General features: G+C 72.3%; 12 protein-coding genes and 1 riboswitch. Of the genes, 5 read left to right on the forward strand and 7 right to left on the reverse strand.

Features of this window, described 5'->3' with window-relative positions; genetic code table 11:
- Positions 1-79: 79 nt before the first annotated feature.
- The gene (pcrA, locus tag IE264_RS30785) at positions 80-2518 is read right to left on the reverse strand and encodes a DNA helicase PcrA (protein WP_032756341.1); all 2439 of its coding nucleotides are present in this window, start codon (positions 2516-2518) and stop codon (positions 80-82) included.
- A 268-nt stretch (positions 2519-2786) separates the two neighbouring features.
- Positions 2787-2953: riboswitch (cyclic di-AMP (ydaO/yuaA leader) on the forward strand.
- Between pcrA and IE264_RS30790 the strand changes: the two genes are divergently transcribed.
- The 3 genes from IE264_RS30790 to IE264_RS30800 all read left to right on the forward strand — a co-directional run bounded on the left by IE264_RS30790 (position 2952) and on the right by IE264_RS30800 (position 6403).
- Positions 2952-4160 carry a C40 family peptidase gene (locus IE264_RS30790; RefSeq protein ID WP_180289001.1) on the forward strand — a complete coding sequence of 403 codons (1209 nt, stop codon included), beginning with the start codon at positions 2952-2954 and terminating at the stop codon, positions 4158-4160. It overlaps the preceding riboswitch by 2 nt.
- Before the next feature lie 344 nt (positions 4161-4504).
- Positions 4505-5602: a C40 family peptidase gene (locus IE264_RS30795; RefSeq protein WP_015610819.1), complete on the forward strand. Its 1098-nt coding sequence runs from the start codon at positions 4505-4507 to the stop codon at positions 5600-5602.
- Positions 5603-5641: 39 nt separating this feature from the next.
- Complete coding sequence (locus tag IE264_RS30800) at positions 5642-6403, forward strand: GNAT family N-acetyltransferase (protein ID WP_015610818.1); 762 nt, start codon at positions 5642-5644, stop codon at positions 6401-6403.
- Between the two features lie 99 nt (positions 6404-6502).
- On the opposite strand, the gene IE264_RS30805 is transcribed toward IE264_RS30800, so the two are convergent.
- Positions 6503-7198, reverse strand: coding sequence for a LuxR C-terminal-related transcriptional regulator (locus tag IE264_RS30805; RefSeq protein ID WP_015610817.1), 696 nt, complete (start codon positions 7196-7198; stop codon positions 6503-6505).
- Positions 7195-8490 carry an ATP-binding protein gene (locus IE264_RS30810; RefSeq protein WP_032756343.1) on the reverse strand — a complete coding sequence of 432 codons (1296 nt, stop codon included), beginning with the start codon at positions 8488-8490 and terminating at the stop codon, positions 7195-7197. The genes IE264_RS30805 and IE264_RS30810 overlap by 4 nt, the downstream gene beginning before the upstream one ends.
- Before the next feature lie 224 nt (positions 8491-8714).
- On the opposite strand from IE264_RS30810, the gene IE264_RS30815 reads away from it, so the two are divergent.
- The gene (locus tag IE264_RS30815; protein WP_032756345.1) at positions 8715-10064 is read left to right on the forward strand and encodes a PspC domain-containing protein; all 1350 of its coding nucleotides are present in this window, start codon (positions 8715-8717) and stop codon (positions 10062-10064) included.
- Positions 10051-10314 carry a hypothetical protein gene (locus IE264_RS38180; protein ID WP_078657430.1) on the forward strand — a complete coding sequence of 88 codons (264 nt, stop codon included), beginning with the start codon at positions 10051-10053 and terminating at the stop codon, positions 10312-10314. Before IE264_RS30815 ends, IE264_RS38180 begins: the two co-directional genes overlap by 14 nt.
- Here the strand turns inward: IE264_RS38180 and IE264_RS30820 are convergent.
- The 4 genes from IE264_RS30820 to IE264_RS30835 all read right to left on the reverse strand — a co-directional run bounded on the left by IE264_RS30820 (position 10221) and on the right by IE264_RS30835 (position 13697).
- Positions 10221-10730 carry a DoxX family protein gene (locus IE264_RS30820; protein WP_032756531.1) on the reverse strand — a complete coding sequence of 170 codons (510 nt, stop codon included), beginning with the start codon at positions 10728-10730 and terminating at the stop codon, positions 10221-10223. The genes IE264_RS38180 and IE264_RS30820 overlap by 94 nt on opposite strands.
- Before the next feature lie 122 nt (positions 10731-10852).
- Positions 10853-12121 (reverse strand): hypothetical protein, encoded by a 1269-nt coding sequence (locus tag IE264_RS30825; protein WP_032756347.1) that lies wholly within the window; start codon positions 12119-12121, stop codon positions 10853-10855.
- A gap of 112 nt (positions 12122-12233) precedes the next feature.
- The gene (locus tag IE264_RS30830) at positions 12234-13022 is read right to left on the reverse strand and encodes a class II aldolase/adducin family protein (protein WP_032756349.1); all 789 of its coding nucleotides are present in this window, start codon (positions 13020-13022) and stop codon (positions 12234-12236) included.
- Between the two features lie 75 nt (positions 13023-13097).
- Entirely contained in the window at positions 13098-13697 is a 600-nt protein-coding gene (locus tag IE264_RS30835; RefSeq protein ID WP_032756351.1) for a Uma2 family endonuclease, read from the reverse strand.
- Positions 13698-13723 lie beyond the last annotated feature (26 nt).

Here is a 13723-nt window from a genome sequence, read left to right on the forward strand (position 1 = left end):
GCCTGGCCTGGCAGCGAAACGACGAGAGGGGCGGGACGGCTGCAACAACAGCCGTCCCGCCTCTCTCCCGTACGTCCTGCTACAGCTTCTCGACCGGCGCGTACCGCAGGAGCAGCTTCTTCGGGCGCTCGTCGCCGAAGTCGACCGTCGCCTTGGCCTGGTCGCCGATCCCCTCGACGGCCACCACCGTGCCGAGCCCGAACTGATCGTGCGTGACCCGGTCCCCGACCACCAGCGTGACCGTGGGCTTCTCCGTGGAGCGCCGGGTCGCGAAGCCCGAGGGTCCGGAGCGGGCGCGGGAGGAGGAGAGCGAGGACGTGATGCCGGAGGTGGGTCCGGCCGGGGCGGCCATCGGGCCCTTGCGCTTCCACTCCAGGTGCGCCTCCGGGATCTCCTCCAGGAACCGCGAGGGCGGGTTGTACGAGGGCTGCCCCCAGGCGCTGCGCATCGCGGCCCGGGTCAGATAGAGCCGCTCGCGGGCGCGGGTGATGCCGACGTACGCCAGGCGCCGCTCCTCCTCCAGCTCCTTGGTCTGGCCGAGGGCCCGCATGTGCGGGAAGACGCCGTCCTCCATGCCGGTGAGGAAGACGACCGGGAACTCCAGGCCCTTGGCGGTGTGCAGGGTCATCAGGGTGATGACGCCGGAGCCGTCCTCGTCCTCGTCGGGGATCTGGTCGGAGTCGGCGACCAGCGCGACCTTCTCCAGGAACTCCGCGAGCGTGCCGGTGCCCTCCGCCTCGGCGCGCTCCTGCTCGAATTCGAGGGCGACGGCGGCGAGTTCCTGGAGGTTCTCGACGCGGGTCTCGTCCTGCGGGTCGGTGGAGGCCTGGAGCTCGGCGAGATACCCCGTCCGCTCCAGCACGGCTTCCAGTACGACGGCGGGCCCGGCACCGGACTCGACGATGGTGCGCAGCTCCTCCATCAGCGTGTTGAAGCGCTTGACGGCGTTGGACGAGCGGGCCGCCATGCCGTACGCCTCGTCGACGCGGCGCAGCGCCTGCGGGAAGGAGATCTTCTCGCGCATCGACAGGGCGTCGATCATGGCCTCGGCGCGGTCGCCGATGCCGCGCTTGGGCACGTTGAGGATGCGGCGCAGCGGGACGGTGTCCTCGGGGTTGGCGAGGACGCGGAGGTAGGCCAGGACGTCCCGGACCTCCTTGCGCTCGTAGAAGCGCACGCCGCCGACGACCTTGTAGGGCAGGCCGACGCGGATGAAGATCTCTTCGAAGACACGGGACTGGGCGTTGGTCCGGTAGAAGACGGCGACATCGCCCGCCTTGGCGTCGCCCTTGTCGGTGAGCCGGTCGATCTCCTCGGCGACGAACTGCGCCTCGTCGTGCTCGGTGTCCGCGACGTAACCGATGATGCGGGCGCCGGAGCCGGCGTTGGTCCAGAGGTTCTTGGGGCGGCGGCTCTCGTTGCGCTCGATGACCGCGTTGGCGGCGGAGAGGATCGTCTGCGTGGAGCGGTAGTTCTGCTCCAGGAGGATCGTCTTCGCGTCCGGGTAGTCCTCCTCGAACTGGAGGATGTTGCGGATGGTCGCGCCCCGGAAGGCGTAGATGGACTGGTCCGCGTCGCCCACGACGCACAGCTCGGCGGGGGCGTCGGCCTCTCCGGCCGGGCCGACCAGCTCACGTACCAGGGTGTACTGGGCGTGGTTGGTGTCCTGGTACTCGTCGACCAGGACGTGGCGGAAGCGGCGGCGGTAGTGCTCGGCGACGTCCGGGAAGGCCTGGAGGAGGTGGACCGTCGTCATGATGATGTCGTCGAAGTCCAGCGCGTTGGCCTCGCGCAGGCGTGCCTGGTAGAGCGCGTACGCCTGGGCCAGGGTCTTCTCGAAGCCGTCGGCCGCCTGACCGGCGAAGGTCTCCTCGTCGATGAGCTCGTTCTTGAGGTTGGAGACCTTGGCGGTGAAGGACTTCGGCGGGAAGCGCTTGGGGTCCAGGTCGAGGTCGCGGCAGACCAGGGCCATCAGGCGCTTGGAGTCGGCGGCGTCGTAGATCGAGAACGACGAGGTGAAGCCGAGCTTCTTCGACTCGCGGCGCAGGATGCGGACGCACGCGCTGTGGAAGGTCATGACCCACATGGCGTTGGCGCGCGGGCCGACGAGCTCCTCGACGCGCTCCTTCATCTCGCCCGCGGCCTTGTTGGTGAAGGTGATCGCGAGGATCTGCCCCGGGTGCACCCCGCGCTCGGCCAGCAGGTGGGCGATGCGGTGGGTCAGCACCCGGGTCTTGCCCGAGCCGGCCCCGGCGACGATGAGCAGCGGGGACCCGGCGTGCACGACGGCGGCGCGCTGCTCGGTGTTCAGCCCGTCGAGCAGCGCCGCGGCGTCGATGACCGGGCGCGGGTGGCCGTCCCGGTAGTACCCGTCCCGGGGCGGCGGGGGCGCGTCGTAGACGCCCTCGAAGAGTCCCTCCGGCACCGCTTCGGGTGCGTGGTCCTCGGGGGGCGGCGGCGGCCCGTCCTCGGTGGACTGGAGGCCGGCCAGGAAACTGTCGTCAAAGAGGCTGCTCATCGCCTCCCGAGTCTAGGGGGCCGCACCGACAACGTTCGGCCGAAGCCCGGAAGCGACCGTTCCCAGCCGTTCACAGCCGTACGCACGGAGAACGGACGCCCACGTTCCGTGAGGGAGTGCCCGGTCGGAGGGGGTGCGGGACCCCTGATCCCAAAAGGTCACGAAAATGTATCGGGCATATCGCTCATCCTCCTTCCCAGCGGCACCAAGGGTTGGCTAGCGTGCTCGGTCAGGTGATCCGTATCTCCCTGAGGCGAACCGCGTCTCACGGTCACCTCTGCCGAATCCGTGCTGCCCTACCAGCAGTTCGGAACCGGGGACCCACACGCAGAACCGGGGTGAATCGGTCCGTACCCTCGCATCCGGACCGTAGGACAGCCTTCCGTTCCGTCCGAACCCGACAGCTAACCCGGTAGGCGGTCCACGGAAGGAGATGCCGGTCTTGGCATCGCATCGCAAGCCGCGCACGAAGGTGCGCACCACCACCCCCGCCGTCGGGTTCACGACGGCCGCACTGGCCTCGGTGACCCTGCTCTCCACGCAGAGCGCGACGGCCGCTCCCGCGGAGCCGAAGCCGGCCATCGAGGACGTCCAGAAGAAGGTGGACGAGCTCTACCGGCAGGCAGGCAGCGCGACCCAGCAGTACAACCGCGCGAAGTCCGCCTCCACGGCCCAGCGCACCAAGGTCGACACGCTGCTCTCCGACGTGGCGAAGCGGACCGAGAAGATCAACGAGGCGCGCCGGGAGCTGGGGGCCTACGCGGCCGAGCAGTACCGCACCGGCGGCATCGCGCCCACCGCGACCTTCTTCCTGGCGGACGACCCGCAGGCGTACTTCGACCAGAGCCGGCTGATGAGCCGGTCGACCGAACGGCAGCAGAAGGCCGTCGACGACTTCCGTACGCAGCAGGCCGCGGCGTCGAAGAAGCGCGCGGAGGCCGTGCAGAGCCTGGAGAAGCTCACCGAGACGCAGACCGCGCTCCGCTCCAGCAAGCAGAACGTGCAGACCAAGCTCACCGAGGCCCGGTCCCTGCTCTCCAAGCTGACCGCCGAGGAGAAGGCACGCCTGGCGGAGCTGGAGCGCAAGAAGGAGGCCGAGGCCAAGGAGAAGGCGGAGAAGCTGGCCGCCCGCCAGGCCGCCGAGGCCAAGGAGCGCGAGGCGGCGGAGAAGAAGGCACGCGAGGAGGCCGCGAAGGAGTCCGGCGGGGACAGCGGCTCCGGTTCCGGCAGCGGTACGGGGACGAGCCCGGGAACCGGCACGGGTACGGGGACCGGGGCGGGCGGCAGCTACGCCGCCAAGGCCGAGAAGGTGCTGGCCTTCGCCCGCGCCCAGATCGGGAAGCCGTACGTGTGGGGGGCCGCGGGCCCGTCCTCGTACGACTGCTCCGGGCTGACGCAGGCGGCGTGGCGGGAGGCGGGCGTGACCCTGCCCCGGACCACCTGGGACCAGGTCGAGGTCGGCACCCGGGTCGCCACCTCCGACCTTCAGCCGGGGGACCTGGTCTTCTTCTACGACGACATCAGCCACGTCGGCATCTACAAGGGCGACGGGATGATGATCCACGCCCCGAAGCCTGGGGCGAACGTCCGCGAGGAGTCGATCTACTACATGCCGATCTACGGCAGCGTGCGCCCGGCGTAGTACGGGGATCCTGATGGTGTCCGCGGTCCGGCCGTCGGCCTGGCCGAGCCCCGGACCGTGATGAGTACGGCCATGGCTGGGCCCCGGAGCCCAGCCATGGCCAAAGCATCGCCGAGCAGTGAGACACACCTTCCCCGGGCCGTTCGCCGGAACTGTGCACCGCGCGCCCGAACCTGCCGGAATGATCAATTCCGACTCTGCGTCTCCGGTCATCCGGCGGCGGCGAAACGTCACATCCGGGCAATAGCTGTCATGGCGAACCTTTTCCGTGCGCCCGGATTAGCGTCCCTGGCGGGCCTGTCGGTATCCCCCGGCAGGCAGCCGACAGGAAGGATGCCGCCCCCGTGGCCGCGCACCGGAAATCCGCTCACCGGAAACCCAAGCAGCGCCCGTTCACCGGCCCTGCTGCCCGCACCGCCGCCACCCTGGCGCTCGCCGGGGCCGCCACCGCCACCTCGGCCACCGGGGCCGGCGCCGCACCCGCCGAGCCCGCTCCCACCGCCGCCCAGGTCCGGGCGAAGGTCGACCGGCTCTACCACGACGCCGAGGTCGCCACGGAGAAGTACAACGGGGCGAAGGAGAAGGAAGCCGCCGCCACCAAGGCCGTCGACACCCTGGCCGACGAGGCCGCCCGCCGCACCGACCGCCTCAACACCGCCCGCCACACGCTCGGCTCGATGGCCACCGCCCAGTACCGCACCGGCGCCCTGGACCCCGCCGTACAGCTGGCGCTCTCCTCGGACCCCGACACCTACCTGGAGCGGGCCGCCCAGCTGGACCGGGCGGGCGACCGGCAGACCAGCCTGCTCACCGGCATCCGGCGCCAGCTCTCCGGCATCGCCCGGGTCAAGGCCCGCGCCGACCGGGAGACCGAGGCGCTCGCCGCCCGCCGCGCCGAACTGCAGGAGCACCGCACCGCGATCACCACCAAGCTGGCCGACGCCCGCAAGCTCCTGGCCACCCTCACCGCCGACGAGCGCGCCGCGTACGAACGCGCCGCCGACGCCGCCCACGGCGGCGGCCCCGCTCAGGCCGACCGGTCCGCCACCCACGCCGACCGCTCCACCGCCCGCGCCTCGGTCGCCGCCCCCAACTCCCGGGCGGGGCGGGCCGTCGCCTTCGCCCACGGGGCCATCGGCAAGCCGTACGTCTGGGGCGCCACCGGCCCCAACGCCTTCGACTGCTCCGGCCTGACCCAGGCGGCCTGGCAGGCGGCGGGCGTCAGCCTGCCCCGCACCACCTACACCCAGATCAACGCGGGCCAACGGGTCTCCCGCTCCGAACTGGCCCCCGGCGACCTGGTGTTCTTCTACTCCGGGATCAGCCACGTCGGCCTCTACATCGGCGGCGGCCAGATGATCCACGCCCCGCGCCCGGGGGCCCCGGTCCGCATCGCGCCCATCGATCAAATGCCTTTCGCCGGGGCGACCCGGGTGGCATAGTCCCCGTCGCCGGTCCCCTCCCGTCGAAGGAACTCCCGTATGACGATGGCGAACGCCGTCCAGGACTACGCCCGCACGCTCACCCTGCGGTCCCCCGCCCACTACCGGGTGGGCCCGTTCACCGTCCGGCACAACCCGGGCTGGGAGCTGAAGTACGCCAACTACGCCATCCCCGACCGGGGTGCGGAACCGACGGCGGACGAGGTGGCCGCCCTGGTCGAGGCGTTCCGGGCGCGGGAGCGGCTGCCGCGCCTGGAGTTCCTGCCCGACTGGGCCCCGGCCGTCGAACCGGCCCTGCTGGCCGCCGGTTTCACCGTGGAGAACCGGGCCCCGCTGCTCGCCTGCGGCCGCGAGGACCTCCGTACGCCGAAGCCGGTCGAGGGCCTGCGCATCACCGTGCCGAGCACCGAAGCGGAATTCACCGACACAGCCCGCGTCCAGCACCAGGGGTTCGGCGGCGAGGGCGAACCCGAGCCGGGAACGACCGACTGGCTGCGCGCGGCGGCCGCCGGTGACGGGGTGGCCGCCCTGGCGGTCCTCGACGGCGCCCCGGCCGGGGCGGGCGGCTGCTCGGTCGCGGTCGACGGCCTCAGCGAACTGGCCGGACTCGCCGTCGCCGCGCCCTTCCGCCGCCGGGGTGTCGGCGCCGCGCTCACCGCATGGCTGACGGAACGGGCCCTCGACCAGGGCTGCCGGACCGTCTGGCTGGAGCCCGGCGACCCCGATGTCGAGCGGATCTACGCGGGCGTCGGCTACCGCCGGATCGGCGAGAAGCTCAACATCTCGCTGGAGCCCGCATAACGCGATCCCCCGCGCCGCCGGGTCCGGAGCCCGCGCAGCTCGACCCGAAGCCCTCGCAGCCCGGTCCGGAGCCCGCGCGGCTCATCCGGCTCTCGCCGCTCAGACCAGCCGCCGTGCCGTCGCCCACCGGGTCAGCTCGTGCCGGTTGGAGAGCTGGAGCTTGCGCAGCACCGCCGAGACGTGGGACTCGACCGTCTTCACCGAGATGAAGAGCTGCTTGGCGATCTCCTTGTACGCGTACCCCCGGGCGATCAGCCGCAGCACCTCGCGCTCGCGCTGGGTGAGGCGGTCCATGTCCTCGTCGACCGGCGGGGCGTCCGTGGAGGCGAAGGCGTCCAGGACGAAGCCAGCCAGACGGGGGGAGAAGACCGCGTCGCCCTCCTGGACGCGGAAGACCGAGTCGACCAGGTCGGTGCCGGTGATCGTCTTGGTGACATAGCCGCGCGCGCCGCCCCGGATGACGCCGATGACGTCCTCGGCGGCGTCCGAGACGGAGAGCGCGAGGAAGCGGACCGGGTTGTCCGCCGCGCCCATCAACGGGGCGCAGCGGCGCAGCACCTCGACGCCGCCGCCGCCCGGGAGGTGGACGTCGAGGAGGACGACCTCGGGGCGGGTCGCCGTGATGACGGTGACCGCCTGGTCGACGTCGGCGGCCTCGCCGACCACTTCGACGCCGGTCTCCTCGGTGCGGCCGATCTCGGCCTGCACCCCGGTGCGGAACATCCGGTGGTCGTCGACGAGCACGACCCGTACCCGCCGCTCCGGGCCCCCGGTGGCTTCGGTGTTCTCGGTCATTCGCTCGCCCTTTCCATCTCCAGCTCGACCTCGGTGCCCCCGCCGGGCACCGAACGCAGCCGGGCAGTGCCGCCGTTGCGCTGCATCCGGCCGATGATTGATTCTCGTACGCCCATCCGGTCGGCGGGAACCTCGTCCAGGTCGAACCCCGGACCCCGGTCGCGTACGGAGACGAAGACCGTACGGCCCTCGACCTCCGCGAAGACCTGCACGGCACCGCCCTCGCCACCGTACTTGGCGGCGTTGACCATCGCCTCGCGTGCTGCCTGCATCTGTGCGCCCAGCTTGTCGTCGAGGGGGCAGTCGCCGACGACGACGACCTCCAGGGGGACGCCGTGCTTGTCCTCCACCTCGGCGGCGGCCCGCTTCACGGCCTCGGCCAGGGTCTGCGGCTCGTCGTCCTCGTCCTTGCCGGTGCCCTCGGGGTTGTAGAGCCAGTTCCGCAGCTCGCGCTCCTGGGCGCGGGCCAGGCGTCTGACCTCGCCGCCGTCGTCCGCGTTGCGCTGGATCAGGGTGAGGGTGTGCAGCACGGAGTCATGGACGTGGGCGGCGACCTCGGCGCGCTCCTGGGCGCGGATGCGCATCAGGCGCTCCTCGGAGAGGTCCTGGGTCATCCGGACCAGGTAGGGGCCGGCGAGCAGGGCGATGCCGGTGAGGACGGCGATGGCGGCGGTCAGGACGTTGCCGAGCTGGGCGGCCGAACCCCGCACCACCATGAAGACGGCGAGCCCGAGGCCCACCAGGGCGACCCCGGCGAGGGCGCGTGCCAGTTGCAGCAGCCGGCGGCGGCGGCCGACCTCCATCCAGCGGGCGCGCCGGGCGTTGTCCGCCTGGCGCCAGACGAGGACGGAGCCCGCGCCGATGAGGAGCGTCGGCCAGATGTAGCGGTCGGCCTCACTGCCCATGTCGACGTTGGCGACGAAGACGCCGGCCCCGACGAGCAGGGCGACGAGGGCGAAGACCTGGCCCGGGTCCGGCTTGCGGAGCCTGCGCCGCCCGTCCGCCGCGGTCTCGAACACCGAGCGGGGGGCGTGCGCGCCGCCCACCCCGCCGACCCCGAGGGGGACGACGATCCAGAACACCGCGTACAGCAGGGCGCCCAGGCCGTCGCTGAGGAAGAGCCCGAGGAAGACGAACCGGACCCAGGCGACCGGCAGTCCGAGGTGTCCGGCGAGCCCGCGCGCGACGCCGCCCAGCATCCGCCCGTCGGCGCTGCGGTACAGCTTGCGCGGCTGCGGCTCCTCCGGGTCGGAGGCGAGAGAGCTGGCGGCTCGGGCGGTGGCGGCTGGCATACCCCGATCGTCACACGCGGCGAGGGCGGGAGGCATCAGGGTAGTCCCCCTGATCGACCCTGAGGCCAGCCCTACCCCTCGCGTCCGCAGCCCGACCCTGATGACGGCCCCACCCCGAAGCCACTCGTCCACGGAACCCCCTGCGGGAAGCCCGGCGCAAAATCAGGGACCGGCCAGGGTCGGCGCGGGTCCCGCCGGGCGGTGCGGGCCGTCACCATGGAGGCATGACCGCTCCTTCGGACGCCGCCCCCGGCGTCGCACCCCCCGACGCACCCAAACCGCAGCTGCGGCGCAGCCCGCGGCAGAAGGTGGTGGCCGGGGTCTGCGGCGGACTCGGCCGGTACTGCGACGTGGACCCGGTGATCTTCCGGATCGTGCTCGGCGTCCTCTCGGTGACCGGCGGGATCGGCCTGATCTTCTACGGCTTCGCCTGGCTCCTGCTGCCCCTGGAGGGCGAGGAGGAGAACGAGGCGCGCCGGCTGCTGTCGGGCCGGGTCGACGGGGCGTCGCTGGTGGCGCTGCTGCTGGCGCTGATCGGCTGCGGGCTCTTCCTTTCGATGCTGGGCAACCGGGGGATGCTGGCGTTCGCCGCACTGCTGTCGGTGGCCGTCGTCGGCTGCTCGGTGTGGACGCAGTCCCGCAGGACGGCGGCGGAGGAGGACCCGGCGGCCCCAGGGGGCGCGCCCGCCGCCGCCCCCGCCCACCCGCACACCGGGGGCCTCGGTACGCCGCCGCCGGAGGTGAAGGCGCCCCCGACGCCGGGCGGCCCGTCGTGGTGGCGGGACCCGATCGTCAAGGACGGCACGACGGGGCCGGTCGGCTCCGGCTATCTGTGGGGGCCCCCGGACACCGATGTGGACGCGGCCCAGGCGAAGGCGCGGGCCGGGCGACCCAGCCCGGACGCCCCGTTCCGGCCGCCTGCTCCAGCGGCCGCCGCGCCGGGACCGCGCTCGATCGGCGGGCTCGTCTTCCTGACCGCGCTGGTGGCGGGCGGTCTGGGCACCGGGCTGAGCTGGGAGCAGCAGCCGCTGGGCACCGCGTTGCAGATCGGGCTCGTCGCCGCGCTGGCGGTGTTCGGGCTCGGCCTGCTGGTCTCCTCGCTGCTGGGGCGGACCGGTTTCGGCACGGTGCTGATGGCGATGGTCACGGCGGTGCTGCTGGCGGGCGCGACGATGCTGCCGAAGGAGATCGGCACGGAGTGGGCCCGTCAGGAGTGGCGTCCGGCCGAGGTCTCCGCCGTCCAGCAGCGGTACGAGCTGGGCACCGGTGACGCCCGGCTGGACCTGTCCGGGGTGACGGTCCCCCCGGGCGAGAGCGTGCGCACCCGGCTGGAGGTCGGGGCGGGGCGGGCGGCCGTCGTCGTCCCGAAGGGGGTGACGGTGAAGGTGCGGGCCGAGGCCGGTCTCGGGGAGATCCGGCTGGAGGAGGGGCAGCGGGTCCAGGTCAGGATCAACAGCGACCAGAGCTCGGAACGTACGCTTCCGCCGCCCGAGGGCGCCAAGCCGGCCGGGACGATCGAGCTGGAAGTGGAAGTCGGAGTCGGACAGGTGGAGGTCAGCCGTGCTGCGTCATGAGTTCCGGCCCGGGCGGGCGGTGGCGGGTCTGGCGATGCTGGGCCTGGCCGGTGGGTACGCGGCGGATGCGGCGGGGGCGTGGGAGGTCCCGTGGACCTTCTTCCTCCCGGTGTTCCTCGGCGGCCTGTGGCTGGCCGCCACGGCGACCTGGGCCGCCTACATGCTCCGGCGTCGCCGCGACGCGAGGAAGGCGTCGGCGGAGAAGACGGCAGCGCCCGCGAGTACCAGTGGCAGCCACGCCATCAAGTAGGGCAGGTCGTTGCCGTAGTAGTACGGGGTCGCCTGCCAGCTCACGGTCAGCCAGAGGCTCAGGGAGATGAGCGCCCCGCCGAGCGCGGCGAGGCGTGCCCAGAGCCCTACGAGGGTGCCGAGGCCGACGAGGAGTTCACCGATGGCGATGGCGTAGCCGAACCCTTCGGGGTTCTTGAGCGCCAGGTCGACGAGGGCGGGGATCGCGGAGGAGTCGCGGACCCCGCGCATCATCTCGCCGATGGAGCCGGGTCCGGTGGCGGAGAGGAATCCGCTGTCCGTCAGCTTGTCGAGCCCCGCGTAGACGAAGGTGACGCCGAGGAAGATCCGCAGCGGCAGCAGGGCGTACTCCCGCGCCCGTTCGCGCAGCCCTCTCGGCTCGCTCAGACCGTACGAACCGCCGCCGTAACCGTTCATCACCACTGCCCCGCTTCCCGAAGACCCGTCACATGACCATACGTACGCCTCTCAGGCGGCGCTCACCAGGCCTGCGAACCAATCGGAGGAAGAAAAGGCGAGAAGGAAAGGGACGAGGGCCGTCAGTCCGTCACATCGATGGAACAGCGGTCGGTCTCCACCCCGGCGGCGGTGACGACCTGGACGTCCACCGTGCCGGGCTCGACCTCGACCGGTACCGGCACGGTGAGCACGGTGTCGGTCGGGTTGGCGAAGCCTCCGGCGACCGGGATCAGCGGTACGTGGACGTGGACCGTGCCGATCCGTACGACGAGCCGGGCCAGCCGGTCGGGGCTGCCCGCGCCGGGCGGTACGAAGCCCGCGCCCCGGATCTCGATGTCGTCGCCGGTCCGGATCGGCGCGTCCAGGTCCCCGGCCTCCCGGGCCCGCACCACGGACAGCACGACGGGGCGGCCGCCCTCCGCGTACTTCCCGGCGAAGTAGGTGGCCGCCGAGACGGCCACCAGCAGGGCGAGGCCCCACGGCAGGTCGGGCAGCTGCTCGGGGCGGCGGGCCAGCCGGACCCCGGCGAACAGTACGGCGACTGCGCTGACCAGCACGTACTGCACATCGGTGAACGAGCCGCGCCCCGAGTCGTCGGTCAGCAGATCGGCGGCGCGCGGCCGGTCCGCGCGCAGCTTCTGGAGCCGCCGGCCCAGCACCCGTACGGTCACCACGCGGCGTACGACGACGGCGACCGCGCACACCAGCGCCAGCACGGTCAGCACCCCGGCGGACCGCACGAGGTCGAGCCCCTGGATCAGCGCGTCGCGGTCCTCGTGGTCCGAGGCGCCAGCCAGCTGGAGGGCGAGGACGAGGACGGCGAAGACGGCGAGCAGGACCCAGGCGGCGGCGACGGTCCTGGAGGTGGAGAGCCGGTTGTCCTCGCCGATCAGCGGGGCGAGGAGGCCGCCGCGGGCGCGGTGGAAGCGGGCGGCGACGGTCAGCAGGACGGCGGTGACGAGAGCGGCGAGGAGGCCGGCGGTGCGGGCGGTGGTCCAGCCGGGCCCGATCGCGGTGAGGCTCGCGCCGACGAGCAGGGCGATCACCGCACCCCAGACGGCGAACAGGGTGCCCCGCCACACATGGTGGAGCCAGACGTCACCGGCGGCCCGGCCCCGTTCGGCGACGGTGCGGGCGGACTCGGTCAGCTCGTCGGAGACCCACTGCCGGGACGCGGACGCGGACTGGGCGACCCCGGCGGGCAGGCCGTTGCCTGCGGCCAGTTCGTCCCGCTTGGCGAGGAATGCGGCGACCGCGCGCCGGTGTCCCTCGCGTGCTCCGTGCGGGCAGTCGCCGCACGTACAGCCCCCGCCGTGCGTACCGCTCGCCCTTGCCTCGTCCAACGCCACGGAGATTTACACCCTTTCCCACCCCGGTACAGCCAACTCACCTGTGATACCAGCGAATTGTGCCGTACAGGACGGGCGTCCCCCGCATCGGGGCGGACACGAACGCATACCGTCAGAACGTTCGACTGATCCGCTGCCAGAGGGGCTGGTAGTTGATCCACGCCACCAGGTCGCTGCCGAGCTGGTCACGGGTGGTGACGGCGTCCCGGTGGTCGATCAGGACGGGCTTCCCGGCTCCCCGCGCCAGCAGCTGCACCTGGCAGGCGCGCTCCATCGTGAGGAACCACCAGGCCGCCGCATCCACCGAGCCCCCCACGGTCAGCAGCCCGTGATTGCGCAGGATGACCGCCTTGCGCTCCCCGAGCACCTCGGCGATCCGGCGCCCCTCCTCCTCGTCCACGACCACCCCCGTGTACGCGTCGTACAGCGCATGGTCCTCGTAGAACGCGCAGGCCTCCTGGGTGATCGGCTCGATCAGCTCCCCCAGCGCGGCGAGCGCCCGCCCGTGCACGGAGTGGGTGTGCGCGACGGCGACAGCCCCCGGCCGGGCCCGGTGCACGGCCGCGTGCACGGCAAAGGCGGCCTGGTTGACGTGGAAGCGCCCCTGGACCACCTGGCCGTCGCCGTTGACGAGGATCAGGTCCTGCGGAGCGATGCCGGCGAAGGGCGCCCCGAACGGATTGACCCAGTAGCAGTCGGCCAGCTCGGGATCGCGGACGGTGATGTGCCCGGAGACCCCGTCCTCGTACCCGTACTCCCCGAACAGCCGCAACGCCCCGGCGAGCCGCTGCCTGCGGTACGCCCGCTCCTCGTCCGGCGACGCGTGCACGGGCGGCATGGAGAAGTGCAGCTGCTCCACGGGGATGGGCGCGGGGGCGGGCACGGCGGGCGGCTCGGACATGGCGGCTCCTCACTTTCCCGGGGACGTACGGGATCGGAAGTTACCGGCGAGTGGGGGTGAGGGGAAGGGGTGCGACTAGGGACGACGCTGATTGATCGCAGTCAGGTCGATGGAGAGGGGGAAGGGGACGTCGAGCTTCAGGGCGTTGTGGTGGATGCCCGTGGGCGTGTACGCCTTCAGTGCGGGGTCCAGTTCGTAGACGCACACGACGGGGAGTCCGTCGGGGCCCTGCTCGACGCGCCAGAAGTGCACGATTCCAGCGGCGGCGTACTTCTTGGGCTTGGTCTCGCGGTCACGGGCCTCGGAGTCGGGGGAGACGACTTCCACGGCCAGAACGACGTCCTCGGCCCTCAGGAAAGTACCGTCGGGCCCGGGATCCGCTGCGAGCGGGACGACCACGACATCCGGCTCGGGCCGGTTGCGGCGGTCCAGGATGACGCTGAACTCACGGAACACGTCGAGGTCGTCCGGTGCATGCTTCAGGAGTGAGTTCTCCAGCAGCCACAGGGTGCGCGCGTGGAACTTCCGCTGCGGGCTGCGGAAGACCAGCACGCCGTCGATCAGCTCGGTGTGCCGAGGAAGTCCGCGAAGCCGGTCGAGGTCCTCGGCGGCCCACCCGTCAGGCGGGGGAACCAGGCGGCGGCCGGGATCGGCCGCCTCGTACGAGGTCGCCATGGGGACATGATCGGTCTCCGCAGGCG

Origin of the sequence: Streptomyces microflavus, assembly GCF_014650075.1 — a bacterium.
GTDB classification, from domain to species: domain Bacteria; phylum Actinomycetota; class Actinomycetes; order Streptomycetales; family Streptomycetaceae; genus Streptomyces; species Streptomyces microflavus.